Origin of the sequence: Bradyrhizobium sp. (genome assembly GCF_004799445.1) — a bacterium.
Classification (GTDB): domain Bacteria; phylum Pseudomonadota; class Alphaproteobacteria; order Rhizobiales; family Xanthobacteraceae; genus Bradyrhizobium.
In genome coordinates this window covers 34,071-59,228 of record NZ_SSNA01000100.1, presented here as the reverse complement: position 1 = coordinate 59,228, position 25,158 = coordinate 34,071, and the positions used below count along the sequence as shown (strand labels likewise).

General features: G+C 62.2%; 25 protein-coding genes. 13 read left to right on the top strand and 12 right to left on the bottom strand.

The genetic code is table 11. From position 1 onward, the window contains the following. Positions 1–27: 27 nt before the first annotated feature. The 5 genes from E8A46_RS13790 to E8A46_RS13770 are packed head-to-tail and all read right to left on the bottom strand — an operon-like array spanning position 28 to position 4,392. Positions 28–723 (bottom strand): AprI/Inh family metalloprotease inhibitor, encoded by a 696-nt coding sequence (locus E8A46_RS13790; protein ID WP_291561477.1) that lies wholly within the window; start codon positions 721–723, stop codon positions 28–30. Next, the gene (locus E8A46_RS13785; protein ID WP_291561475.1) at positions 723–1,712 is read right to left on the bottom strand and encodes a 2-hydroxyacid dehydrogenase; all 990 of its coding nucleotides are present in this window, start codon (positions 1,710–1,712) and stop codon (positions 723–725) included. Before E8A46_RS13785 ends, E8A46_RS13790 begins: the two co-directional genes overlap by 1 nt. Beyond that, positions 1,712–2,548, bottom strand: a complete 837-nt coding sequence (locus E8A46_RS13780) for an ABC transporter permease (protein WP_291561473.1) — start codon at positions 2,546–2,548, stop codon at positions 1,712–1,714. Before E8A46_RS13780 ends, E8A46_RS13785 begins: the two co-directional genes overlap by 1 nt. Next, positions 2,545–3,360, bottom strand: a complete 816-nt coding sequence (locus tag E8A46_RS13775; RefSeq protein ID WP_291561472.1) for an ABC transporter ATP-binding protein — start codon at positions 3,358–3,360, stop codon at positions 2,545–2,547. Before E8A46_RS13775 ends, E8A46_RS13780 begins: the two co-directional genes overlap by 4 nt. 9 nt (positions 3,361–3,369) lie before the next feature. Beyond that, the gene (locus E8A46_RS13770; RefSeq protein ID WP_291561471.1) at positions 3,370–4,392 is read right to left on the bottom strand and encodes an ABC transporter substrate-binding protein; all 1,023 of its coding nucleotides are present in this window, start codon (positions 4,390–4,392) and stop codon (positions 3,370–3,372) included. 114 nt (positions 4,393–4,506) lie between these two features. Here E8A46_RS13770 and E8A46_RS13765 point away from each other — a divergent pair, with 114 nt between their 5' ends. Together E8A46_RS13765 and E8A46_RS13760 are read left to right on the top strand one after the other, a co-directional pair. Then, positions 4,507–5,322: a creatininase family protein gene (locus tag E8A46_RS13765; protein ID WP_291561470.1), complete on the top strand. Its 816-nt coding sequence runs from the start codon at positions 4,507–4,509 to the stop codon at positions 5,320–5,322. Positions 5,323–5,464: 142 nt separating this feature from the next. Next, positions 5,465–5,731, top strand: coding sequence for a hypothetical protein (locus E8A46_RS13760; RefSeq protein ID WP_291561467.1), 267 nt, complete (start codon positions 5,465–5,467; stop codon positions 5,729–5,731). 187 nt (positions 5,732–5,918) lie between these two features. Here E8A46_RS13760 and E8A46_RS13755 read toward each other — a convergent pair whose 3' ends face one another. Continuing rightward, positions 5,919–6,422 carry a hypothetical protein gene (locus tag E8A46_RS13755; RefSeq protein ID WP_291561465.1) on the bottom strand — a complete coding sequence of 168 codons (504 nt, stop codon included), beginning with the start codon at positions 6,420–6,422 and terminating at the stop codon, positions 5,919–5,921. A gap of 155 nt (positions 6,423–6,577) precedes the next feature. On the opposite strand from E8A46_RS13755, the gene E8A46_RS13750 reads away from it, so the two are divergent. Then, on the top strand, positions 6,578–6,856 hold the full coding sequence (locus E8A46_RS13750) for a metal/formaldehyde-sensitive transcriptional repressor (protein WP_291561462.1): 279 nt from the start codon (positions 6,578–6,580) through the stop codon (positions 6,854–6,856). A 7-nt stretch (positions 6,857–6,863) separates the two neighbouring features. After that, positions 6,864–8,120 (top strand): CDF family Co(II)/Ni(II) efflux transporter DmeF, encoded by a 1,257-nt coding sequence (dmeF, locus tag E8A46_RS13745; RefSeq protein WP_291561460.1) that lies wholly within the window; start codon positions 6,864–6,866, stop codon positions 8,118–8,120. Positions 8,121–8,164: 44 nt separating this feature from the next. Here dmeF and E8A46_RS13740 read toward each other — a convergent pair whose 3' ends face one another. Continuing rightward, complete coding sequence (locus E8A46_RS13740) at positions 8,165–8,431, bottom strand: metal-sensing transcriptional repressor (RefSeq protein ID WP_291561458.1); 267 nt, start codon at positions 8,429–8,431, stop codon at positions 8,165–8,167. A gap of 328 nt (positions 8,432–8,759) precedes the next feature. Here E8A46_RS13740 and E8A46_RS13735 point away from each other — a divergent pair, with 328 nt between their 5' ends. The 5 genes from E8A46_RS13735 (at position 8,760) to E8A46_RS13715 (ending at position 15,419) form a co-directional block, all read left to right on the top strand. Continuing rightward, positions 8,760–9,020: a hypothetical protein gene (locus E8A46_RS13735; protein WP_291561456.1), complete on the top strand. Its 261-nt coding sequence runs from the start codon at positions 8,760–8,762 to the stop codon at positions 9,018–9,020. Between the two features lie 449 nt (positions 9,021–9,469). After that, entirely contained in the window at positions 9,470–11,566 is a 2,097-nt protein-coding gene (locus E8A46_RS13730) for a carbohydrate porin (RefSeq protein WP_291561455.1), read from the top strand. 294 nt (positions 11,567–11,860) lie between these two features. Continuing rightward, positions 11,861–13,594 (top strand): ABC transporter permease subunit, encoded by a 1,734-nt coding sequence (locus tag E8A46_RS13725; protein WP_291561454.1) that lies wholly within the window; start codon positions 11,861–11,863, stop codon positions 13,592–13,594. 80 nt (positions 13,595–13,674) lie between these two features. Beyond that, positions 13,675–14,985 carry a nitrate/sulfonate/bicarbonate ABC transporter ATP-binding protein gene (locus E8A46_RS13720; protein ID WP_291561450.1) on the top strand — a complete coding sequence of 437 codons (1,311 nt, stop codon included), beginning with the start codon at positions 13,675–13,677 and terminating at the stop codon, positions 14,983–14,985. An 83-nt stretch (positions 14,986–15,068) separates the two neighbouring features. After that, complete coding sequence (locus tag E8A46_RS13715) at positions 15,069–15,419, top strand: DUF3147 family protein (protein WP_291561449.1); 351 nt, start codon at positions 15,069–15,071, stop codon at positions 15,417–15,419. A gap of 24 nt (positions 15,420–15,443) precedes the next feature. Here the strand turns inward: E8A46_RS13715 and E8A46_RS13710 are convergent, their stop codons facing one another. Then, positions 15,444–17,069, bottom strand: a complete 1,626-nt coding sequence (locus E8A46_RS13710; protein WP_291561448.1) for an FMN-binding glutamate synthase family protein — start codon at positions 17,067–17,069, stop codon at positions 15,444–15,446. A gap of 335 nt (positions 17,070–17,404) precedes the next feature. Then, complete coding sequence (locus E8A46_RS13705; protein ID WP_291561550.1) at positions 17,405–18,298, bottom strand: patatin-like phospholipase family protein; 894 nt, start codon at positions 18,296–18,298, stop codon at positions 17,405–17,407. A 187-nt stretch (positions 18,299–18,485) separates the two neighbouring features. Between E8A46_RS13705 and E8A46_RS13700 the strand changes: the two genes are divergently transcribed. Next, complete coding sequence (locus E8A46_RS13700; protein ID WP_291561447.1) at positions 18,486–18,818, top strand: DHCW motif cupin fold protein; 333 nt, start codon at positions 18,486–18,488, stop codon at positions 18,816–18,818. A 136-nt stretch (positions 18,819–18,954) separates the two neighbouring features. Here E8A46_RS13700 and E8A46_RS13695 read toward each other — a convergent pair whose 3' ends face one another. Continuing rightward, positions 18,955–19,728: a ferredoxin--NADP reductase gene (locus E8A46_RS13695; protein ID WP_291561446.1), complete on the bottom strand. Its 774-nt coding sequence runs from the start codon at positions 19,726–19,728 to the stop codon at positions 18,955–18,957. 331 nt (positions 19,729–20,059) lie between these two features. Between E8A46_RS13695 and E8A46_RS13690 the strand changes: the two genes are divergently transcribed. From E8A46_RS13690 to E8A46_RS13680, 3 genes are all read left to right on the top strand, one after another. Next, positions 20,060–21,067: a hypothetical protein gene (locus E8A46_RS13690; protein ID WP_291561444.1), complete on the top strand. Its 1,008-nt coding sequence runs from the start codon at positions 20,060–20,062 to the stop codon at positions 21,065–21,067. Further along, entirely contained in the window at positions 21,060–22,376 is a 1,317-nt protein-coding gene (locus tag E8A46_RS13685; protein ID WP_291561443.1) for a cyanophycin synthetase, read from the top strand. Before E8A46_RS13690 ends, E8A46_RS13685 begins: the two co-directional genes overlap by 8 nt. Before the next feature lie 165 nt (positions 22,377–22,541). After that, positions 22,542–22,808, top strand: a complete 267-nt coding sequence (locus tag E8A46_RS13680) for a hypothetical protein (RefSeq protein WP_291561441.1) — start codon at positions 22,542–22,544, stop codon at positions 22,806–22,808. 3 nt (positions 22,809–22,811) lie between these two features. Here E8A46_RS13680 and E8A46_RS13675 read toward each other — a convergent pair whose 3' ends face one another. Further along, a complete protein-coding gene (locus tag E8A46_RS13675; protein WP_291561438.1) occupies positions 22,812–23,738 on the bottom strand; it encodes an amino acid ABC transporter substrate-binding protein in 927 nt (308 codons plus the stop codon). A gap of 12 nt (positions 23,739–23,750) precedes the next feature. Then, on the bottom strand, positions 23,751–25,046 hold the full coding sequence (locus E8A46_RS13670; protein ID WP_291561436.1) for a dicarboxylate/amino acid:cation symporter: 1,296 nt from the start codon (positions 25,044–25,046) through the stop codon (positions 23,751–23,753). Positions 25,047–25,158: the final 112 nt, after the last annotated feature.

Genomic DNA, 25,158 nt, shown 5'->3' with positions numbered 1-25,158 from the left:
TCGATCGGTCGACCGATCGCCGGCAAATCACTGCCGCAGCATGATCAGCGGATCGGCGCTGTCGGGCACCAGCCGCCACTGCGCATTATCGTCGGCATCGAAACGCCAGACCTCGCCATTCGCCGACAACAGCAGCAACTCGCCCCGTTCCAGCCGCCACATCGTCGGTTTGAAGGCTTCGACCGCGGCATCGCAGCGTGGCTTGAGAAACACCTGGAAATTGTCGGCCCCAGCCTCGGTGTTGGTCAGGGTCAGGCCGCAGATGGGGCGGCCATTGCCGCGCACCATCGCCCAGTCGCCGATCATCTGATCCATCGATTTGGCCAGCGAGCGCGCGGCGGCGAGGTTCTGCAGAATGTAAATGCCCTCGCCCTGTCGCAGGCCTTCGAAAATTCCGCTCTCGACTTCGGTGAAGTCGATCACCGGCTGGCCTGCGGCATCCTGCAGCCGCACGATGTCCAGCCCCCTGATGTTCCAGGCGGTGATCTCCCTGGTGAAGGGCAGCGCCGCGGCGCAACCCGGCTCCAGCTCAAGCCTGAGGCCCTGCGGCGTGGCATCGCCCTTCAGCGTGACGACGCAGGTCTTGCTGCGCTCGGTGGTTGAGAGCTCCCATTGGCCGATCATGTCTTTCTTCAGAGTCGAGGCATCCAGCGACCAGGCCTGCGGCCCGCCAACGATCGACGCCAGCAGCGCCGCAACCGCGATGCCCCGGCGAGTTCGCATCAGCGGCTCTTCACAGGGGTTTCCGCGATCGGCGTCAACGGCGCCTTGCCGGCGAACCAGGCCTTCAGATTGTCGACGACCAGCTGATCCATGGCATTGCGGGTCACCACCGAAGCCGAGCCGATATGCGGCAGCAGCACTACGTTCTGCATCGCGCGCAATTCGTCCGGCACCTTCGGTTCGTTGGCGAACACATCGAGGCCGGCGGCCAGAATGGTGCCCGACTTCAATGCGGCGATCATGGCTTCTTCATCGACGACCGAGCCGCGCGCCACGTTGATGATCACGCCGCGCGGCCCGAGCGCCTTCATGACATCGGCGTTGATCATTTTCGCCGTCGCCGGTCCGCCGGGGACGATCACCACCAGCGTGTCGACCGCCTTCGCCATCTCGATCAGATCGGGATAGTGCTTGTAGCTCACGTCCTTGGCCGGATTGCGCGAATGATAGACCACGGGAACGCGGGACGCCTCCAGCCGGCGCCCGATCGCCTGGCCGATCCGACCCATGCCGACGATCCCGACCTTGCGATCCCTGAGCGAGCCGACGCTCAAGGGAAATTGCTGGGTCATCCAGAGGCCGGACCGCAGATACTTGTCGGCCTTGACGAATTCGCGCAGGGTCGCGATCAGAAGCCCCATCGCGACGTCCGCGACCTCCTCGGTCAGGACATCCGGCGTATTGGTCACGACAATGTTATGCTCGCGCGCGTAATTGGCGTCGACGTGGTCGTAGCCGACGCCGAAGGAAGCGACGATTTCGAGCTTCGGCAACAGCGCCATCATGGCGCCGTCGCAGCGGACTGTGCTGTAGGTGACCGCGGCGCCGCGAATTTTTGCGGCCACTGCCGGGCTAAGCCGGTCGAGGTCGGCCCGGGTCTCGAAGGGATGCAGCACGAACTGGTCGGAAAAGCCGTTGTCGATGATCGGTTTGTTCGGCCCGTAGACCAGCAAATCGATCTTCTCCGATGAAATATTTCCGCCCACCATCAGTTTTCCTTTCCAAGCGCGCTCTCGTGCCAGCGCCGCAACACCAGGTGCGAGGTTAGCGCCAGCAGCCCATAAATGACAATCCCGGCGGCGGAGAGCAACAGCAGGGCGGCAAACATTCGGGGAATGTTGAGACGGTAGCCGGATTCCGCGATTCGATAGGCGAGGCCGGAACCGGCGCCGGCGGAGCCCGCCGCGATCTCGGCCACCACCGCGCCGATCAACGACAAGCCGCCCGCGATCCGCAATCCACCGAGAATGAACGGCAGCGCCGCCGGCAATTTGAGAAAGCGCAGGGTCTGCAGCCGCGATGCGCCGTAGAGGCTGAACAGGCCGGCCAGATTGCGATCCACCGAATTCAGGCCGAGCGTGGTGTTGGATAGCACCGGGAAGAAGCCGACGATCCAGGCGCAGACGATGACGGCGGTTTGCTGCGGCAGGTAAATCAGCAGCAATGGCGCGATCGCAATGACGGGGGTGACTTGCAGGATCACGGCATAGGGAAACAGCGAATATTCCAGCCATTTCGACTGATTGAACAACAGCGCCAGCGCGACGCCGCCGATGGCGGCAGCCGTGAACCCTTCGAGCGTGGTCAAGAGCGTCGTCAGGAGCGATTGCGACAGCACCGGCCAGTCCGCAACGAGCGTCACGAACACCGCCGACGGCGCGGGCAGCACGTAGGGCGGAAAATGGTTCAGCCGCACCACGAGCTCCCATGCCGCGATACCCACCGCGAGCACCGCGACGGGCAGCAATATCCGGACGAGACGCAGGGTGCGACTGTCGGGCGTGGCCTGCGCTGCCGTCAATGGCGGGGTCTGCAGCGAGCTCATGGGCTGTGCTGCCCGGGATGTGACGGCGCCAGCGCATTCGAAACCTTGCGACAGTAGCCGGCATAGTCGACCGAGGTGCGAAAATCCTCGGCTCTCGGCTCCGCGGTTTCGATGCCGATTTCGGCAGCGATGCGTCCAGGCCGCGATGTCATCACGATCACCCGCTGCGACAGATACACCGACTCGAACACCGAATGGGTGACGAAAATGACGGTCTTGCGCAGATCGCGCCACAGCGCGAGCAGATCGTTGTTCAGGCGGAAACGGGTGATCTCATCGAGCGCGGCGAACGGCTCGTCCATCAGGAGGATATCCGGATCGGTGACCAGCGCGCGCGCCAGCGAGACCCGCATCTTCATGCCACCCGATAATTCGCGCGGATAGGCGTCGGCAAATTCCGCAAGTCCCATTTGCGCCAAGGCTTGATCGATGCGGGCATCGGCTTCCCTGGCCGGCGCATGCGCCAGTTTCAACGGCAGCCGGACATTCTCCCGCACGCTGGTCCACGGCATCAGGGTCGGCTCCTGAAACACGAAGCCGACGGAGTGTCTTCCCCGCACCCCGACGACCGGCCGGAAAACGCGGACGGTGCCCGACGTCGGCGCGTTCAGGCCCGCGATCAGGCGCAGCGCGGTCGACTTGCCGCAGCCGGACGGCCCAAGCAGGGACACGAACTCGCCCTTGCGCACTTCAAGATCGATCGGCCCCAGCGCGGCCACGCCGCTGTCATAGACCTTGGTGACGCCGCGCAGGCTGACCGCAGGGCCCGACGGATCGGGCCCCGTCTCGGTCAAGGCTGCGGGCTCGGCCATCTCGGCGTCCTAGTTCTTCGGCCGCAGGTCGAGACCGACGCCCTTGTTGATGAAGCGAAGCGTGTAGGCCTTGCGATAGTCGATGTCGGGGCGGACGACATGGGCCCGAACCATCTTGTCGAAGAAGCTCGCCATCCGCGCGTCGGTCATGGCGCCGATGCCATCGCGCAATGTATCGCCGGAATCGACGATACCATATTCCTTCATCCTGGCGACGGAGAAGGCGAGCAACTCGTCGGTCATCTCTGGATTGAGTTTCTTGATCATCGCGTTCGCGGGCGCGTTGTCGCCATACAGATAATGGTACCAGCCGACGATGGAGGCATCGACGAAGCGCTGGACCAGGTCCGGCTTCTTGTCGATCACGTCAGCGCGCGTCTCGATCAGGGTCGAATAGGTGTTGAAGCCATAATCCGCCAGCAGGATGATCCCCGGCTTGAATCCGGCGCTCTTTTCGATCGCGTAGGGCTCGGAGGTGACATAGCCCTGCATCGCGCTTTGCTTGTCGGCAAGGAACGGCTGCGGGTTGAATGTGTACGGCCTGACCTTCTCCTCGCTGAAGCCAAATTCGGATTTCAGCCATTGAAAGTAGCTTGAAATGCCTTCCTTGGAGACGAACAGCGTCAGCGGCTTGAGCTCCTCGAGCCTGGCGATCTTCGACTCCGGATGCGTCAGCAAGACCTGCGGATCTTTCTGGAAGATGGCGGCGACGGTGACCACCGGCACGTTGTTGGCGACCGCGTCGAACGACATCAGCGTGTTCGCGGCCATGAAGAAATCGAGCTTGCCGGCAATCAGGAGCATGCGGTTGTTGTCGTTTGGGCCGCCCGGCACGATGGTGACGTCAAGCCCATAGTTCTTGTAGGTGCCGTCGGCGAGGGCCTGGAAAAATCCGCCATGTTCAGCCTCGGCAACCCAGTTGGTTCCGAACGAAACCTTGTCGAGGGCGGTCTGGGCGCCGGCCGGCGACAGGGTCAGGATAAGGGCCGCCAGCACGGCCGTTAACGCTCGCGGCAAAAGAACCGGGTTCATGGTTGGACTCCGTTGGTATTTCTGGCCCATGATAGGTAAGAAATCGACGCCGATGGCGTCCTCGTAGCCGATCCAAACTACCTTGCAAATCCGCCTAATGAAACCTTTCGCTCGATGACCTCAGCCGCTCCGCCCCGGGATTGGATCGACATCCATTGGCCTGATTTCGCGGGCAGTGGACCCGGGCGCTGGATTGCGGTGCTGCCGCTGGCGGCAACCGAGCAGCACGGGCCGCATCTGCCGGTCGGCACCGACGTCATGATTGCGCAGGCTTATCTGGCGCGGGTGCGCGAGCTGCTTTCTGACGCCGCACCCGTGACATTCCTCCCCATTCAGCCGGTCGGGATTTCCACCGAGCACCTCGACTATCCGGGCACGCTGACGCTGCCGACCGAAGTGGCGCTGAAGAGTTGGCTGGCGCTCGGCGAAAGCGTCGCGCGCGCTGGCCTCAAAAAGCTGGTCATGGTGACGAGCCACGGCGGCAACAGCGCCGCCATGAGCCTTGTCGCGCAGGACCTGCGCGCGCAACATGGGCTTCTCGTCGTCACCACGGGCTGGTCCCGTCTCAGCGGGACGGAGGGATTGTTCTCCGCACAAGAGGTCAGTCACGGCATCCATGGCGGTGCCGCCGAGACCTCCATCATGCTGGCACGTTACCGAGAGCAAGTTCGCGTCGATGCGATCGCCGATTTTCGCAGCGCCGGAATCGCGATGGCGAAGGATCATCGCTGGCTCTCCACCCATCGCCCGGCGCCGTTCGCCTGGCAGGCCCAGGACCTTCACCCCAGCGGCGCCGTCGGCGATGCCAGAGAGGCCTCCGCGGAGAAGGGCGAGCAGTTGATCGAACAGGGCGCGCGGGCGTTCTGCGAGTTGCTCGCCGACGTCGACAGGTTCGATCCGCAGATGCTGTCGAACGTTCCGAAAGTCTGACGGTTTGCAGATCCCTGCGCAATTCCAGCAAAATTAGCCTTACCGGGATTTAATCCAACGGCTTCGAACCGGATTTGAAGACGCTTCGTCCAACTGGCATGCGGACCACAACGGGCCGCCTCGCACCGGATGGAGTTTCCAGATGTCGATCAAGACGAAAATCGCCGCGCTCGCCCTTGCCACGCTCGCCGTTACCGGCACCATCGCATCAACCACCACCCAGGCTGAAGCCAAGCCGTTCGGCCTGGGCTGGGGCATCGGAGCCGGCATCGTCGGCGCCGCGGTCGTCGGCAGCGCCATCGCCGCCAACGACGGCTACTATTATGACGGCTATCGCCGCTGCGGCTGGGTTCCCCAGTTCGACGCCTACGGCAACTATTTGGGCCGCGTTCGCAACTGCAATTACTGATGATCGGCTAAGCGAGATTCGCGCCGCATCAACCGCGCGGCCGGCTTGCCTCAAAACATTCTGATCGTGGATCCCGCGTCCGGCACGGGCGCCTCATCCACCCCGTGCCGCACCCGACCCGCCCGGTTGTCCCGCCGGGCGGGTCACCTTTTTGCATCGGGAACGATTCACCAGGCGGACGGGAGAGTCACCGCGACGGCAGCGCGATCAGAAGCCCGACATTGACAGCCAGATTCTGGTCGTGGCCGCGGGTAAAGGCGTAACTGTAACTGGGTTCGACAAACCAACCGAACTGCGGCGTGGTCCAGATCATGAAATCGAGCACCGCGACGGCGCCGAAGGAACTGGTGGACGACCATTGCGGACCGACACCGGCCATGAACTCGACGTTCTTCGACAATTGAAACGGCTTCTTGAAAACGAGGTCCGCTTCCCATTCCGTGCCGCCCTTGCTGAACAGCGACGTGATGCCGGCCTCGATCTCCAGCCAATGCTCGATCGGCGTCACCTCGACCGCAAGGCTCGGGCCAAAACTGGTTTTTCCGTCGTTGAGACCCCGTTCGCCCGCGCTGCCGATTTCCAGCACCGCGCCGTGGTGATCGTCGTCCGGATGCTCGCCGGCGAGGACGTGCCCCGGCGCTGCGATCAGGCCGGCAAGCAACAGGACAGGCATCGAATTAAACAGCTTCATGAGTCCATTCCCCTGCCGTGAAAACGCTCGGTCGCGATCCATCCGCAAAGTCAGCCTTTATCGGCCCGCTTGACCGGGTTCGGCAACCGAGGCCGCACACGGCTCCACTCGTCGCGGTTGACATAGCATAGGGGGGTATCCTACCTAGATCAATCATGGCACACACGATCAAAGAGAAAAAGAAGCTTCTGGCCCGCGTCGGCCGGATCCGCGGCCAGGTCGAGGCGATCGAGCGCGCTTTGACCGCCGAGGTGGAATGCGAGCGCATCATGCACATGATCGCCGGGGTTCGCGGCAGCGTCGCCGGCCTGATGGCCGAGGTGGTCGAGGACCATATCCGCACCCATCTCGTCGATCCCGAGAAGAATCCCGGCGCGCTCAACGCCGACGCCGCGGATCAGCTGATCGATGTGGTCCATACCTATTTGAAGTGAGAAGATCATGACCGACACCGAATCGATCTTTCAGATTCCGCCGCACGACCACGTGTTCCTGGGCCGCGATCACGATAAGGCCGAGCGGCGCACCTGGGCGGTGATCGTGCTCTGTACCATCATGATGATCGCCGAGATCATCGGAGGGGCGTTGTTCGGCTCGCTCGCACTGATTGCCGATGGCTTGCATATGTCGACGCATGCCGGCGCGCTGCTGCTCGCCGCGCTGGCCTATACCTATGCCCGGAAATATGCCGGCGATCGCCGTTTCACCTTCGGCACCGGCAAGTTCGGCGATCTCGCCGGGTATTCCAGCGCCATCGTTCTGGCCATGATCGCGCTGCTGATCGGCTATGAAGCGGTGGCGCGACTGCTCGACCCGGTTCAGATCAGCTTCAACGAAGCCATCCCCATTGCGGTCCTTGGTCTTGCCGTCAACGTCGCCAGCGCCTGGCTATTGTCCGGCGGCCATCACCACGGCCACGGTCACTCTCATGGCCATGGCCATGATCACGGCGCGGAATCGCGTCGCATTGCAGTGGGCCAGGGTACGCTGGAAGTCGAAGTCTTCGAAGACAATGTGCCGCCGCGGTTTCGCGTCAGGGCGGATACCGGCGCTTTGCCGGCGGCCTCGGACGTCACCATCGAAACCATCCGGCCGGACGGCAGCCGGCAGCTGTTTTCGTTCAAGGAGAGCCGCGGATACCTGGAATCGCGCGACGAAATTCCGGAGCCGCATGCCTTCCTTGCCAGGATTCGCCTGACGCGGGCGGGCGAGGCCGAGATGCACGAGTTGGAATTCGAGGAGCACGATCACGCTGGTGGCACGCATCACCGCGACAACAATATGCGCGCCGCCGTCGTTCACGTCATGGCCGACGCCGCCGTGTCGGTTCTGGTCATTGTCGGCTTGCTGCTGGCGCGCGCATTCGGCTGGCTCTGGATGGATCCGCTGGCGGGCTTCATCGGCGCCCTGGTCATCGCCAACTGGTCGGTCGGGCTGCTGCGCGATACCGGCGCCATCCTGCTCGATCGCAATCCGGATCCGCGCATGGCGGAGAAAGTCCGTATCGCGATCGAAAGCGAGGGCGACCGGGTCACCGACCTGCATTTGTGGCGGCTTGGACCGGGACATCTCGGCGCCATCGTCTCGGTTGCGACATCGGGGTCGCGCGATCCGGCGCACTACCGGCAGCGATTGGCCAAATTCGCCGACCTGTCGCATGTCACCGTGGAGGTTCAGCGCGTTTCGTCGAGCGCCTGAGGCCACGGCCCATCCGCGCACAGGAGATCGCGCGCGATCAGGCTTCACAGATACTTCGCGATCAGCTTGAAGTCCCGCAGCGCCGCCTGGCCTTTTGAGCCGGACGCCTTGAGCGATCGTTCGAGGCCGTGGCTGATGTGGTCGTGGATCAGAGCCTTTTTGGCGCTCTCGATCGCGCTCTCCACGGCCTGCAGCTGTTGGGCGATCTGCGCGCATGGCCGGTCCTGCTCGATCATCTCGATGATGGTTTCGAGATGGCCGTTGGCGCGCTTGAGACGCCGGGCAATCGCGGAATGTGGGTGGTCCGGCATTCTGCTCTCCTATCCTCCCGGCAGGATATCAGCGATCCTCCCGGGAGGATATGGAAAAGCGCTTGACACCGTTTTGGCGCGGGCGTATGCGCCAACTTCTGTTTGCGAGCGCATCTGTTCGTGACAGGCATTTCAACCCCGATGAAGAGCACATGGGCAGTACTCCCGATGGTAACGCCTGTCCGGCAACGTTGACCGGAACAGCGCTACCACAAGACATAAAGATTGATCGCGCCGGCAATTGCCGCGTGAGGGTGATGGTCGCGCCTGGCCGCTGACCGTCTCGCTCATCGGCCCGCCGCGCAAAACGCGGATGTGGAGGTGAGCGATGTTCACAAGACACGCAAAATTCCTGGATGCAAGACTCCGGGGTCCCGGGCTGCGGCAGGTGGTGCCGCATTGGCCGGAGGCGACCCATGCCAATGACAATCGGCGGGGCCGCCGCGCCGCAGGTTTGCGCCGGTCTCCACGGCCGAAGCTGGTGTGTCATTGGGTCTTGACTGGCACCAACCGGATCGAATGCCGATGGATCGTCGAGGAGCCCGACGGCGACAGCTACCAAGACCAGATCATCCAGACTGCCGCTTGAGTCGGCGCGCTCGGCTGTCATGTCCGGATAGGCGCGGGGCTAGCGCCGGATTTCACATAACGGTCTTCGAACTGTCTTATCAGGAGCGCGCCGGCTTAAGCGGTGTGGAGCATCGCTGGCTCCGGGCCGCCACCGCAAATCGAGCAGGAATTTCACCGTGAACGCATCGATTGATCAGGCCGCGATCAGTCTCGGCATGGCCACCCTGATGGGCACATGCATCGGATTCAAGCGCCAATGGCGTCAACGGATGGCCGGCCAGCGTCTCAGTCTCGAGCCGACTGTCTTGGCCGCAAGCTGGAGCGTCGGACCCATCCTGGAACGACAAGCGGGAGCGAGACGTACTTGCAATTGCGAATGAGTCGCAATAATATTGAGTTGCAATAAGACTTGGGAATAAATGCCAGATTTTTTTGATCTGGCATTTATTGTGGGTAATGGGACGCGTGATGAAGGGGATTTGCAAATTCGGAGGTGGCACCGGCGTGGTGCTGGCAACGTGGTCCGCTGCGATGGCGGGCGACGTACCCCCGAACCTTCCGGTCAAGGCGCCGGTCGCCTATGTCACGAGCGCCCCGCAGGCGCCGGCCGCGAACGGCTATGACTGGAACGGCTGGTATATCGGCGCCCATGTCGGCGTAACCACGGGCTCCTCGAACTGGTCCGCTACGCAGCCCGGCGCGCCCGGTTTGAACGGGTCGTTCGATCTTCCCTACCATTTCGATTTCATGGCCGGGACCGGCAGCTACGTCGCCGGGCTGCAGGGCGGATACAATCATGTCTTCAAGTCGCACTGGATGATCGGGTTCGAGACCGATCTTTCATTCCCGAACTCGGATGTGGTGATCCCCTTCTCCGTGCGCGGCAGCCAGACGGTCAGTTCTCCGCTCGCCGGCCAGGTGAGCTATGGCGAGGCCGAGATTTATTCCGGCACTCTGCGCGCGCGCGTCGGCTATGCATTCGACCATTTCCTGCTCTACGGCACCGGCGGCTTGGCCTGGACCTTCGATCAGGTGACGCGCACCCAGATTGCCGGTGTCCCCGTAACGCCCGGGGCCGTTGACCTGGTGCAACCATGGCGATTGGGATGGGCGGCCGGCGCCGGCGTGGAAATTCCGGTCACCGCAAGCTGGTCCGCAAAGGCGGAGTATCTCTGGACCGGGTTCGGCCACCAGAGCGTGGTGTTCCCGTTGGGTGCTCAGACTTTCGATTCCGACCTTACCATGCAGAGCATCCGGGTCGGGCTGAACTACCACATTGGCGATAGCACGCAGGTCCCGGACTTCCTGATCAAGGGACCCTCCGCACTGGAGACGGATCGCTTCGCGTTCCATGGCCAGGCTACCTTTCTTGGCCAATATGATCCGCCCTTTCGCGCTCCCTACAGCGGCACGAACAGCCTGACGCCGAACACTGCCCGCGAGACCGCCGACGCGACGTTGTATGCCGGCGTCCGGCTCTGGCAGGGCGCCGAAGCCTGGATCAATCCGGAAATCGATCAGGGTTTTGGTCTTAGCGGATCGGTCGGCGTGGCCGGATTCCCGAGTGGCGAAGCCTACAAGGTCGGCGCGGATTTTCCCTATACGCGCCTGCAACGGGCGTTCGTACGACAGACTATCGATCTCGGCGGCGACGTCCAGAAGGTCGATGCCGGGCTCAACCAGTTCTCCGGATCGCAAACCTCGGACCGGCTGGTGTTCACGGTCGGAAAATTCGCCGTGGTCGATATCTTCGATACCAACAAGTACGCCCACGACCCGCGCAGCGATTTCATGAACTGGACCATTGCCGACACCGGCACGTTCGATTACGCGGCGGATGCCTGGGCCTATACGGTCGGCGCCGCCGCGGAATGGTACCAGGGGCCGTGGACCCTGCGCGCCGGCCTGTTCGATCTTTCAATTGCGCCCAATCAAACGGCGCTCGATCCGACGTTCAGTCAGTTCCAGTGGGTCGGTGAAATCGAGCGGCGATATTCCATCGGAGATCAGCCCGGCAAGCTGGCGGTCACCGGCTTTCTGACGCGGGGCCGGATGGGGAGCTTCGAGGACGCCATCCAGTTCGCCGCGCTGACCGGAGGACCTGCCAATATCGCGGCCGTTCGGCAATACCAGAGCCGCGGCGGCGTCAGCATGAACCTCGAGCAGCAACTGATTCCCAATGTCGGCTTCTTCGCCCGCGCCGGTTTGGCGGATGGCGATAAAGAACCCTATGAATTCACCGACGTTGACCGCACCATCGCTGCCGGGCTCTCGGTGTCGGGAAAGCAATGGGGGCGGGATGACGACACGTTCGGCATCGCCGGCGTCGTCAACGGCATTTCCAACGTGCACCAAGCCTTCCTCAATGCCGGCGGGCTCGGCATTCTGGTCGGCGACGGTATGCTACCTCATCCCGGCAACGAGGAGATCCTCGAGACCTACTATAGCTTTCCAGTGTTTGCTGCGAAGGTCACACTGGACTATCAGCTCATCATCAATCCGGCCTACAATCGCGACCGCGGCCCGGTCTCGGTGCTCGGCCTCCGGGTCCACACGCAATACTAAAACGTTTTCGAGCGAAGTGGAGACCGGTTCGCGTCAAGAAAACGCGTCAAATCAAGAATCCGGAGCCCCGTTTCGATTCAATCGAAACGGGGGTCTAGCGTGCTGGTTCCATCCGCCTTCAACCTCTGAAATGAAATCCAGCCTTCCCTCGCTCTTTCGGAATCCACTGCGCCTTTCACGCTCTCCATCGGCTATAAACTCATCACAAATCCCGCCTATCAATATCAGGATCGGGGACAGGTCTCGATCTTCCAAAGGCCGGTCGCGCAGCGGGTTCGAGACAAGGCGGCACGCATGACGCTTGACGATATTCTGACGCCAAGACTGGGGCAGGCGCTGCGGCCCAACATCTGGGATGCCGTCGCGCTGATTCTCGTGATCGGCGCGATGGTGCTGATCGTCTATGGCGGCGAGCAGACCACGCTGCCCTTGTCCGCGCTTGACGTTTCTCCGGTGTCGCTCGATCCGACCAACCTGCCGGCCTATGCGTTGCGAACGACGATGCGGATGCTGCTGGCTATCGTCTGCTCGATCATTTTCACCTTCATCTACGCTGCGCTGGCCGCCAAGAGCCGGCGGGCCGAGATGGTGCTGATCCCGCTGCTCGACATCCTGCAATCGGTGCCGATCCTCGGCTTTCTGACCTTCACGGTGGTCTTCTTCCTGAATCTCTTCCCCGGCGAGGTGTTGGGCGCCGAACTCGCCTGCGTGTTCGCGATCTTCACCAGCCAGGCCTGGAACATGACTTTCAGCATGTACCAGTCGATCCGCAACGTGCCGAAGGATCTGGAAGAAGCCTCGCAGAGTTTCCATCTGAGCGGATGGCAGCGCTTCTGGCGGCTTGACGTGCCGTTCGCCATGCCGGGCCTGATCTGGAACACGATGATGTCGATGTCCGGCGGCTGGTTCTTCGTGGTGGCGTCGGAGGCGATCACGGTCGGCAATACCACGGTGACGCTGCCCGGCATCGGCTCCTACGTCGCGCTCGGCATTCAAAAGCAGAACCTGCCCGCGATCGGCTACGCCATCCTGACCATGCTGCTGGTGATCATCGCCTACGACCAGCTGTTGTTTCGCCCGGTGGTGGCCTGGGCCGACAAGTTCCGGTTCGAGCAGACCGCCTCGGCCACCGAGCCGACGTCGTGGATGCTCGATCTGTTCCGCCGTACGCGGGCCTTGCGGGCGCTGACCTATCCGTTTGCCGCCTTGAACAAAGCCTTTTCGAACCTGCATCTGGCGATCCCGGGCAAGTTGAGGATACCCGTCAAACGCGGCCCGCCGTCACGCGTGATCGATGCCGTGTGGCTCGCCCTCATTCTCGCCAGCACCGGCTACGCCGCCTGGAGGGCCTATCGATATCTCTCGGCGACGCTGACCCCGTCGGACGTCCTCGCCGCGTTGGGCTATGGTTTTATCACGCTGGCGCGCGTCATCGTGCTGATTACGCTGGCCTCACTGATATGGGTCCCCGTCGGCGTCTGGATCGGGCTAAGGCCAAAGCTGGCCGAGCGCATCCAGCCGCTGGCGCAGTTCCTGGCCGCGTTCCCCGCCAATCTCGCATTCCCGGTGTTCGTGGTGATTATCGTGCGCTACAGCCTTGACCCGAATATCTGGCTCAGCCCGCTGATGATCCTGGGCACCCAGTGGTACATCCTGTTCAACGTCATCGCCGGCGCCAGCGCGTTTCCGACCGATCTTCGCGAGGCGGCCGGCAGCTTCCACCTCAGCGGCTGGCGGTGGTGGGTCAAGGTCATCCTGCCCGGCATTTTCCCCTATTACATCACCGGGGCGATCACCGCCTCGGGCGGGTCATGGAATGCCTCCATCGTTGCGGAAGTGGCAAGCTGGGGCGATACCCATCTGACGGCCAGCGGCCTTGGTGCCTATATAGCCGATGCGACGGAAGCCGGTGACTTCCCGCGGGTCGTGCTCGGCATCGCCGTGATGTGCATACTGGTAACGCTGTTCAACCGGCTGCTCTGGCGACCGCTCTACGCCTTCGGCGAGCGCCGTCTTCGCCTCGGCTGATTCTCGTCTCTATTGTTTACGCATGATCCTTCCAGAAAACCGGTTCCCACTTTTCCGGATCATGCTCTAAGGAAAATCCCATGCTCGATCTTGCCAACCAGGCCAACCTGCTCGACATCCGCGGCGTCTGCCGGTCGTTTCCGAAGGGCAGCGGCGAGGAACTGCTGGTCCTCGAAAACGTCGACCTGACGATCCATTCCGGCGAAATCGTCGGTCTGCTCGGCCGGTCCGGATCGGGAAAATCGACGCTGCTGCGCATCATCGCCGGCCTGATCGCGCCGTCCTCAGGCAATGCCAAATGCCGTGGCGAGACAATCGCAGGACCGCCGAACGGCGTCTCCATGGTGTTTCAATCCTTCGCGCTGTTTCCGTGGCTGACGGTGCTGCAGAACGTCGAACTGGGTTTGGAAGCGCTCGGCGTCGAAAGCGCCGAACGCCGCACGCGGGCACTCGCGGCGATCGATCTGATCGGTCTCGACGGATTTGAGTCCGCTTATCCCAAAGAGCTGTCCGGCGGGATGCGCCAGCGCGTCGGCTTCGCCCGCGCGCTGGTCGTGCATCCCGACCTGCTCCTGATGGACGAACCGTTTTCGGCGCTGGACGTGCTGACCGCCGAGACCTTGCGTACCGACCTGATCGATCTGTGGGTCGAAGGCCGGTTGCCGATCAAATCGGTGCTGATGGTGACCCACAACATCGAGGAGGCGGTTCTGATGTGCGACCGCATCCTGGTGTTTTCATCCAATCCCGGCCGCGTTGCCGCTGAGATCAAGATCGACCTGCCGCACCCGCGCAACCGTCTTGACCCGACATTCCGGCAACTCGTCGACAGCATCTATGCCCGCATGACGCAGCGTCCGGAAACCAAAACGCCTGCGATCGAGGGCATCCAGGGCACCGGCGTCGGCATGATCCTCAACCACGTTTCGTCCAACGTGCTGTCGGGTCTGCTCGAGACGTTGGCGGGGCCGCCCTATAACGGGCACGCAGATTTGCCGGTCCTCGCGGGCCACCTGCAGCTCGAGGCCGACGATATCTTCCACCTCGGCGAATCCCTGCAATTGCTGAGGTTCGCCCAGTTGAGCGAGGGCGATCTGATGCTGACGGATGCCGGCAAACGCTTCGCCAACCTCGAAACCGATGCGCGCAAGCGGCTGTTCGCCGAACATCTCATCAATTATGTCCCGGTCATGGGTTTGATCCGCCGGGTGCTTGACGAGCGGCCATCGCACACCGCGCCAGCGGCGCGCTTCCGCAACGAACTCGAGGACTATATGGCGGAAGATCAGGCGGATGAGACGCTCAAGACCATCGTGTCGTGGGCGCGCTATGCCGAGCTGTTTGCCTATGACGAACAGTCGGAAACCTTCAGCCTGGAAAACCCGCACTAGCGGCTGGGCGAGGCGTTCGCAGCGCCGGGCTGAGCCTTCTGGTGTTGCACCGTAGTTCGCGTAAGGTCGGCTGGGCGGGTAACATGCTGTATTTCGTCATCAAATGTGTTTTGTCGGGTATCATCATTGCGGCGGTATCGGAAATTGCAAAGCGCAGCCCGGCGCTCGGGGCGCTGATCGTCTCGTTGCCCTTGGTGTCTCTGCTCGGAATTCTTTGGCTCTGGCGTGACACCGGCGACATCGAGCGGATCGCCAGTCACGCGGAATCGACGTTCTGGTACGTCCTGCCATCGCTGCCGATGTTTCTGGCCCTACCCGCTATGCTGCGTGCCGGCGTCGGCTTCTGGCCGAGCATGGCGGCAAGTTGCATCCTGACGATGGCGCTCTACTTCATCACGGCTTGGGTTCTTTCCAAATTCAGCATCAATCTCTGACGGAAAGATTGCGGCGGCCTTGCCTCACCCCGCCGCCGCGAACGTCTCTGCCCTCGCCATGGCCCATGCTTCGCGGAAGCGCGGATCGCTGGTGCCGTCGATCAGTTCGCCCGACCGCAGCGACGGATAGAGCTTGGCGAATGTCCTGACCTCGGTCGTGGACGTCCGCTGCGAGAAATGGATCGGCCGCAATTGCTGCGGATGCTCCAGCCCCGCGGCGGCGAGCAGTTCCGCCAGCGCGTGCAGGGTGGCGTGGTGATAATTGTAAACCCGCTCGATCTTGTGCGGCACCACCAGCGCGCGATTGCGCGACGGATCCTGCGTCGTCACGCCGGTCGGACATCGGTCGGTGTGGCAGCTCAGCGACTGGATACAGCCCAGAGCGAACATGAAGCCGCGCGCCGAATTGCACCAGTCGGCGCCGATCGCCATCGCGCGCGCCATGTCGAAGGCGGTCGCGATCTTTCCGGCGGCGCCGATGCGGATGCGATCCCGCGCATTGATGCCGATCAGCGCATTGTGGACGAAATTGACGCCCTCGCGCATCGGCATGCCCATATGGTCCATGAATTCGAGCGGCGCAGCACCGGTGCCGCCCTCGTTGCCGTCGACCACGATGAAGTCGGGATAGATTCCGGTCTGGATCATCGCCTTGCAGATCGCGAGGAATTCCCAGGGATGGCCAATGCAAAGCTTGAACCCGGCCGGCTTGCCGCCGGACAGCCGCCGCATCTCGCCGATGAAGGCCATCATCTCCAGCGGAGTCGAAAATGCCCGGTGATAGGCGGGCGAGATGCAATCCTCGCCCATCGCCACGCCCCTGATCCTGGATATCTCTTCCGAGACCTTGGCCGCCGGCAACACGCCGCCATGGCCGGGCTTGGCGCCCTGGCTGACCTTGAGTTCGACCATCTTGATCTGGTCATCCGCGGCGACGCGGGCGAATTCCTCCGGATTGAAGCTGCCGTCATGGTTGCGGCAACCGAAATAGCCGGAGCCGATTTCCCAGATGATGTCACCGCCATTCTCGCGGTGATACGGGCTGAAGCCGCCCTCGCCGGTATCATGCGCAAAACCGCCCTTCCTGGCGCCGGCGTTCAGCGCGCGCACCGCGTTCGGACTGAGCGCGCCAAAGCTCATGGCCGAGATATTGAACACCGAAGCCGAATACGGCCTGGTGCAATCCGGGCCGCCGATGGTGATGCGAAACTTCTCGTCGGCGCGAACCTTTGGCGCCACCGAATGATGAATCCATTCGTAGCCCTCGCGATAGACGTCCTCCTGGGTGCCGAAGGGCCGCTTGTCGAGCGCCATCTTCGCGCGCTGATAGATCACCGCGCGGGTGTCGCGGGAAAACGGCATGCCGTCCTTCTCGCTCTCGAAGAAATACTGGCGCATCTCCGGCCTGATTTCTTCCAGCAGGAACCGCAGATGCGCCGAGATCGGATAATTGCGCAGGACCGCGTGACTCTTTTGCGTGAGATCGCGAATGCCGAGCAAGGTAAGCGCGCCGAAAATCACCAGCGGAATGAGAACCAGATCGAACGCCTTGTGGTCGACGATCCCGAGGCCGAGAAGCAACGCCGTGACGACGGCACATATCGTCAGCACGATGAAGCGTGGCGAGAACGGAAGCATCAACGTTTCCATGGAATCCCTCAGGCCGTTTTCGCCGTGTTATTCTTTGTCATCACAGTCTAGCTCGATTGTCCAAACAACCCGTATACGATATCGGTGGCAAAGGTCACAGTTATGACAATTGACGGCGGCGAAGCTAGCGAGCCATCCGGCGAGGAATCAATCCGTCCGATGGAAGGGTTGATCGCCCATCCCGCGCCTTTCGCAGTGCACCCTGGCTCAACCTGAGCGGCTCGTCAGCGCGAGAGCGCCTGCGCCGCCCGGCCATAAGACCGGAGACCTTGTCGATTTATTCCCTTGCGCGCGGCAAGGCCGTCGTGCGCCCAAGGCGCGGCAGACAGCGTTCTTCAATGGCGGTGCGGGCGCATCTCGCCGGGAATGCCGCCTTTCTCCAGACCGTTTTGCGCCAGCCAGGCATCGGTGCTGCGGATCGCGCGCTCGATATGATCCGACGTTCGCGAGAAGTCGTAGGGCGATCCCACCAGCGGACACAATGGCGGCACCACGAAGTATTCGATGTCGGGAGCGATATCTTCCAGCTCGCTCACCAATTGCCGGGCGATCAGCAGGGTCAGCGCGTGCAGCGCATTGGCGACCGCGCCGAGCGGCGGCGCCTGCGTGGCGCAGGCGTAGCCGGTCGGCAAAATGATCAACCGCCGCGCTCCCTTCGCAACCGCGACCTTGATCGGCGTGTTGGAGGAGATCGCGCCATCGGCCAGATAAAGATCCTTGTAGCGGACCGGCGCGAAAGCACCCGGGATCGCGGTGGAGGCGATAATCGCCCGCGCGGCCGGCCCCTCCGACAGCACGATGCTGTCGCCGGACACGATGTCGGTGGTGACGATATGAAGCGGGAGTTCCGCATCCTCGAGATTACGATAGGGCAGATGATCGTCGATCAGCTTCTGAATGCCGTCATGCGGGATCAGGAAATCCCGGCGCCAGAGAAACCCGAGCATGGTGTGCCAGGTCACCGGGAAAACGTCGTGGCGGGTCAAGCCGCGCCAGATGGTTTCCAGCTGCAGGACGCCGCGCAGCGTGGGATCGCCGGCATAGTAAGCCCCGTTGAGGGCGCCGACGCTCGAGCCGACCACCATATCGGCGGAGATTCCGTGGGCGGCGAGCGCATGCATCATGCCCACCTGAATGGCCCCGTAACTGCCCCCGCCCGCGAAGACGAAGGCCGTTTTCGCTGGCGCAACGTGGTTGGATAAGAACAAAACCTCAGGCGCTCCCGCCATCGCCGCGTTGACGACAAGCCGCACGACGTTGGGCGGTTTTTATAGCAGGCGGCAGTCGGATCACATCATCAACATTGGTTGTTGGCGGCCACAGCATCGGTGAATAGATTGCTGGACGTTTCGCAGCGCGGCGACACCGTCATGGCCGGGATGCCCGCTGCCGTGGAATCAATCAGGATTTTGCCGAATGAAAATTCCACCGTTGCCCTTCACCGTCACGGACTGGAGCCAGGTTGCCGCCACGACCCATCCGGGTGAAACCGGCCAGGCGTTCTGGCGCACGCTGAATATGGGTGATTTACGTGTCCGGATGGTCGAGTACACGCCAGGCTATGTCGCCGACCACTGGTGCGACCGAGGCCATGTCCTCTACGTGCTGGAAGGCGTGCTCGACACCGAGTTGCGCGACGGCCGCAGGTTCACACTTCTGCCGGGCATGAGCTACCAGGTGTCTGACTTCGGCGACGCCGCACACCGGTCGTCGACGAAGTCGGGGGCAAAGCTCTTCATCGTCGATTGAGTGCGGGCTGGTTGTTGTTGTCCGTCATTCCGGGATGGTCCGAAGGACCAGATCTCAGATGCGCAATTGCGCATCGGGGAATCTCGCGATTCCGGGTTCGCGTCTCCGACGCGCCCCGGAATGACTATCGAGTCCCTTAGCGCTCGACGAACGCCTTCTCGATCACGAAATGGCCGGGCTCACTGTGGCTGCCCTCGACAAAGCCGCGGGCCTGGAACATCTGGCGCAATTCCTCAAGCATGGCTGGGCTGCCGCACATCATGATCCGGTCGCCAGCGATATCGAGCGGCGGCTGGCCGATATCGTTGAACAATTGCTCCGAGGTGATCAGATCGGTGATGCGGCCGCGGTTACGGAACGGCTCGCGGGTGACCGTCGGATAGTATACGAGCTTCTCGGCGAGCAGCGGCCCGAACAATTCGTCCTCCCGCAATTTCGCCACCACCTCTTCGCCATAGGCCAGTTCCGAGACCTGCCGGCAGCCGTGCACCAGGACAATGCTCTCGAACTTCTCATACACGTCGGGATCCTTGATCAGGCTCGCGAACGGGGCCAGCCCGGTGCCGGTCGACAGCAGCAGCAGACGTTTGCCCGGAATCAGATTGTCGGCAATCAGCGTACCCGTCGCCTTGCGTCCGACCAGGATGGTATCGCCTTCCTTGATCCGCTGAAGTCTCGAGGTCAGCGGCCCGTCGGCGACCTTGATCGAGAAGAACTCAAGCGCCTCTTCGTGATTGGCGCTCGCCATCGAGTAGGCGCGCAGCAAGGGACGCCCTTCGACCTCGAGCCCGATCATCGCGAATTGCCCGTTCTGAAATCGAAAGCCGGTATCGCGGGTGGCGGTGAAGCTGAAAAGCGTATCGGTCCAGTGCCGGACGGAAAGAACCTTCTCTCGATAGAACGCGCTCATGTGATGTTATTTTCCGATTGGTGGGCCGCAGAACGAACGGATTGGTCTCGCCCAAGTGAGGCGAAAAACCCCTGCAAGGATTGAGGAACTACGCTTCACCTACCCCAATATCAGCGATAGTCAACACGCCCTGACGCGCCGTCAGGGGGTCAAAAATCGCAAGGGATTCAACGAACCGAATGCCGGTTAAGAACCTTCTCCGCCAAGGCAGTAACACGCAATTAACTTGCTGAAATTCACGCCGATCCAGCAGTTAATTGCCGCGGGGGAGCGAAAAATTCGTTAGAGATAAAACATCAAAAAACTGGAATGCCAGACCGCCGGATAATGCATGCGCCACTTGCGGGAGTTTCGAGCGGGAAAGGCCGCCTTCTATCCGGACCAGGCGGTCTATGCGGAATATGCCTGCGCCGAATTCGGGCTTGCGTTTCAGGATATCGATGGCGGAACCGGCCTGCTTTTCAGGGTTGCTTCAAAGGCAAAGAGCCTTCATTTCGGCGCCGGAAGATGCTCCTGGTATCCGCAAAACAATTCCACCGCCGCCACGCTCGCATCCGACAAGTATTTCACCAACCGTGTCCTCGAAAGCGCCGGTGTAGCGACGCTCGGCGGCGACTATTTCTTCCTGCATGACCGGCACCGCGCGCATCGTCCCGCCGGGCATGAGCGCGAAGATGCGTTCGGGTATTTCAGGAAACTGCACGCCGCGGCATTCATCAAACCCTTGCAGGGATCGCGCGGCGATTTTGCACAAGTCGTTCACGGCGAAGCGGCGCTCGATCGATATTTGCTTTCGGTTTCACAATACTATGATGCGGTGTTGATCCAGCCCATCATTGCGGGCCTCGAATACCGGATTTTTCTGATCGACGGCGAGGTCGCCTATTCGGTCAGGAAATATCCGCCGTTTGTGTCGGGCGATGGCGTGCGCACCGTCCGCGATCTGCTGATCGCGCACAACGCGGCCTTGCAGGCGCGCGGCCTCTCACCGACCGCGGTAACGGCGATATCAGAAACTTCGCTCGACACCGTGCTGGCCGCCGGCGAACGTTGGGCGATGCGCGGGCGGATGAATTTGAGTGCCGGCGGAACAATGGTGTTCGAGGCGCCCCGCTCCGAGGCGGCGTTCACGGCGGCGAGGAAGGCGGCGCAAACGCTCGGTTTGCGCGTTGCCGCCGTCGACGTCTTTGCCGACACCGGAGGAGATCCGGACGCCGTGCGGATCATCGAAGTGAATTCCAATCCATCGATCCGGCTGCTGGAGGAATCCAATCGGGACGACCTGATCCTGAAAATCTGGCGCCACACATTCTCGGCGATGGGCTTGCTGGATGTTTGACCTGCCGAAATACGGCGATGGGGTTTGTCTGGCGCGGATGGCGGCGTTGCTTGACCGCCTTGCGATCGACCGTGCCAGGCTGCAGCGCGGCTCGGTCGTGGTGACGGGCTCCAACGGCAAGGGCTCCACCGCCGCATTCTGCGCGCGCATCGCCCACGCCCATGGCTTGCGAACTGGATTGTTCACCTCGCCGCACCTGTTTCGCGTCAACGAACGATTTCAGATCGACGGCGTGCCGATCGGCGATGACCCGCTGGTGCGGCTGGTGGCGCGAATCAAAACCGCCATCGCCGATGTTTCGGCGGTCAGGGGAGAGCAATTCGGCGCCTTTGAAGCGATGTTCGCATCGGCCTGCCTTCACTTTCAGGAAAGCCAATGCGAATTCGCGGTGTTCGAGGCCGGCATCGGCGGTCGCTTTGATCCGGTTCGTCTGGTGGGCAGCCCCGTGACCGCTGTGACGTCAGTCGATTACGAACATGTCGAACTGCTCGGAAATTCGTTACAGTTGATCGTCTCCGACAAGAGCGACGCCTGCGCCTGCGGCGGCACCCTCATCTATGGCGATAATTGCCGGAGCCTGCGGCCGCATATCCTCGAATATAATCGCAATCGCGGGGTCGCGAGCCTGTTTGTCCGCGACGAGATCCGGATTGGCGGCGAAACCGTCCAGCCGTCGGGACAGCGGTTCGATTTCGGATTCGAGGATTGCGAATTCCGCTCCCTCGATACATCCCTGATCGGTGTATTCCAGTTCAACAACGCCGCCATCGCGATCGCGCTGTTCCTGCTGTGGCGCAGGCAAATGCAGCCCGGAGAGCCATCCGCCCGGATCGAGGCCGCCGTGAGATCCGGCCTGCGCGACACGCGCTGGCCCGGCCGCCTCGAAATCATCCGCCTGGAGCCGCTCACCGTCATCGACGTCGGCCACACGCCCGACGGCATCAGGCAATCGCTCGCCGGCCTCAAGGCGGCTTACGGCGCGCAAGGCTGGATTCTCGTGGTCGGCGTGTCCTTCGACAAGAAGGCCAGCGAGATCGCAGGCGCGCTGGCGCCGTCGTTCGACACGATCATCTGCACCGCGGCGCACCACAAGGGCGGCGACGCGGCGGCGATCGCCGCCGCCGTGCGAAAAATCAATCCGCAGGCGGATGTCCGCATCGCCGCGACGATCGAGGATGCTTTCAGCACAAGCCAGGCCCTCGCCGTTTCGCTGAACCGGAAAATCTACGTGGCCGGCGGGTTGTTCACCGCGATCGAATTCGTTGCTGTTGCCCGCGGTGGCCGCGCCAAGGATCTGGAATTTTTCTAGAGCGCTTATGAGCAACCGGCTGCCCTGGACCTGATCCGGCGCGGGCCCGGTTTGCGTGTCGAAAACGCGCCACACGAAAATTGACGCCGTGCCCCGCCAGAACCCGCCCGTTAACGATCCGTTAACCATAACCGACCGATGTTTTCCCAAAGCACGGAGCCTCGCATGACCGATATATCGTCCATATCATCGTCGGCCACAGCCTTCATCGCCAAGCAGACGTCCGACCTGAACAAGGCCACGGGCGCGGCAACGGCAAGCTTTGCGAGCGCGCTGTCCAAGGTGCAAAACTCCGTCGGACTGAGGCCGAAAACGGGCTTTACCGCCGGACCCACCTACGAGGCCGGCACCCTGGCCGGCCGAACCAAGGCGGTTTTCAACAGCGCGCTGGACGCAACTGCAACCGCGCTGCACATCAAGGTCAAGCCCTGAAAACTAATTGTTCGCGCCCTCGGAATCGTCGAGCGCCTTGAAGGCGTCCTCAAGCTGCGGCGAGATCGCAACGTTGAGTTTCTCGCCGGTGGGCAGGCGGGAGACGAACCATTTGTTGTAGAGCGGCACCAGATCATGGTTGGTGCCGAGCTTGCGGAAGGTTCGCTCCACCACCGCGGCCAGTTGCGGCTCCGCCCTGGGGAACATGATGCCGTAGGGATCGTAGGACAAATAGTCGCCGGTGACGCGGAACTTGTCCTGCGACTTGTGCCGCGCAATCAGGCCGTACAGCAGAATATCGTCGGTCGCGAATGCATCGGCCTTGCCGTCGACGAGCATCTGATAGGATTGCTCGTGATCCGCGGCCGCCACGATATTGAGGCCGAGCGCGAGCTTCTTGTCGACCGCATGCATGGCCTGCTCATTGGTGGTGCCCTTGGTCACCACCACGGTCTTGCCCTTGAGGTCCGCCGGCGCCGAGATGGTCGAGGCCTTCGGCACCATCAGCTTGGTGCCGGCCACGAACATCAGCGGCGAGAACGCCACCTGCCTGGCGCGCTCGGCGTTGGCCGTGGTCGATCCGCATTCCAGATCTATCTTGCCTTGCACCACAGCCGGAATGCGGTCATCGGAGGTGACCTTGACGTATTCGATCTTGAGACCGGGGTCGTCGACCTCGACGCCGATCTCGTCGACGACCGCTTCGCAGAGCTCCAGGCTGTAGCCGATCGGCCGGTTGGCCTGATCGAGAAACGAGAACGGCGGCGAGCTTTCGCGATAGCCGAGATGCACGACATGGCTGCTCTTGATTTTAGCGAGCGTCGGGCTGAGCCCTTCGCCGCCGGTCTGGGCGCCTGCCGCCGTCGTCAGCAGACATCCTGCCAGCAACAGGCCGCAGGCGAGGGCCGATCTCCCCGGAGTTTGGCGCATGCATCGCTCCCGTCAATGCCCGGCCATGGCAGGGATTTCGCCGGGAATCATGTCCGGGGGCACCACGTCGTCGGGGCCGAGCGCGTGTTCGGGCGCGAGTTCGCCCTCCCACTTCGCCACCACGGAGGTGGCGAGCGAGTTGCCGATCACATTGGTGGCGCTGCGTCCCATGTCGAGGAAGGTATCGATGCCCATGATCATCAATAGGCCCGCCTCTGGAATGCCGAACTGGCTCAGCGTCGAGGCGATCACCACCAGCGAGGCGCGGGGAACGCCGGCAACGCCCTTCGAGGTAATCATCAGCGTCGCCAACATCGCCAATTGGGTGCCGAGCGACATCTCGATCTTGTAGGTCTGCGCGATGAAGATGCTGGCGAACGTGCAGTACATCATCGTGCCGTCGAGATTGAAGGAATACCCCAGCGGCAGCACGAAGCTCGAGATCCGCGACGAAGCACCGAAGCGGTTGAGGCCCTCGAGCGTCTTCGGATAGGCGGCTTCCGAACTCGCCGTCGAGAACGCGATCATCAGCGGTTCGCGGATCAGCCGCAACAGATGGCCGTATCTGGGCCCGATGACGATGAAGCCGACGACGACGAGGATGCCCCACAGGATCAGCAGCGAGAGATAGAAGCCGCCCATGAAGACGATCAGCTTCCACAACACGGCAAGGCCGTTCTTCGATACCGTCGCCATGATCGCTGCCCATACCGCGATCGGCGCGAACAGCATGACATAGCCCGTGACCTTCAGCATGATGTGACCGAGGTCGTCGATCAGCGAGAGCATCTGCTTGGAGCGCTCCGGCATCGCGCCCAGCGCGACCGAGAAGAACACCGCGAAAACCACGATCTGCAGGATCTCGTTCTGCGCCATCGCATCCGCGATCGATGTCGGAATCAGATGGGTCAGGAATTTCTCGATCGAGAAGGCCGACACCGGCAATCCGGTCGATTGCGCCTTGTCCGGCAGGGTGCCCGGGAAATTGGCCCCCGGCTGCAGCAGGTTGACCATCACCAGGCCGAGCAGCAGGGAGACGAACGAAGCGCTGACGAACCAGCCCATGGTCTTGGCGAAAATCCGTCCCAGCTTGGAGCCGCTGCCCATGTGGGCGATGCCGCCGACCAGGGTTGCGAAAACCAGCGGCGCGATGATCATCTTGATCAGGCGCAGGAACAGCATCGCGATCAGGTTTACGCTTGATGCAATATCGGCCCGGATGTCCGGCAGATAATTGAAGACCAGCGTCCCCATCACGATGCCAAGCACCATCGCGATCAGAATATACTGCGTAAACCTGTTCGACATTTCTTACCCCCGTAAGTTCCCAGCGGCACGAGTTTGGCAGATTTCGCCGCCGACGCAACACGCTTGAACCCAAGGCCGGTTTGCCACAATGTTCTCGTTGTGGAATTTGGGG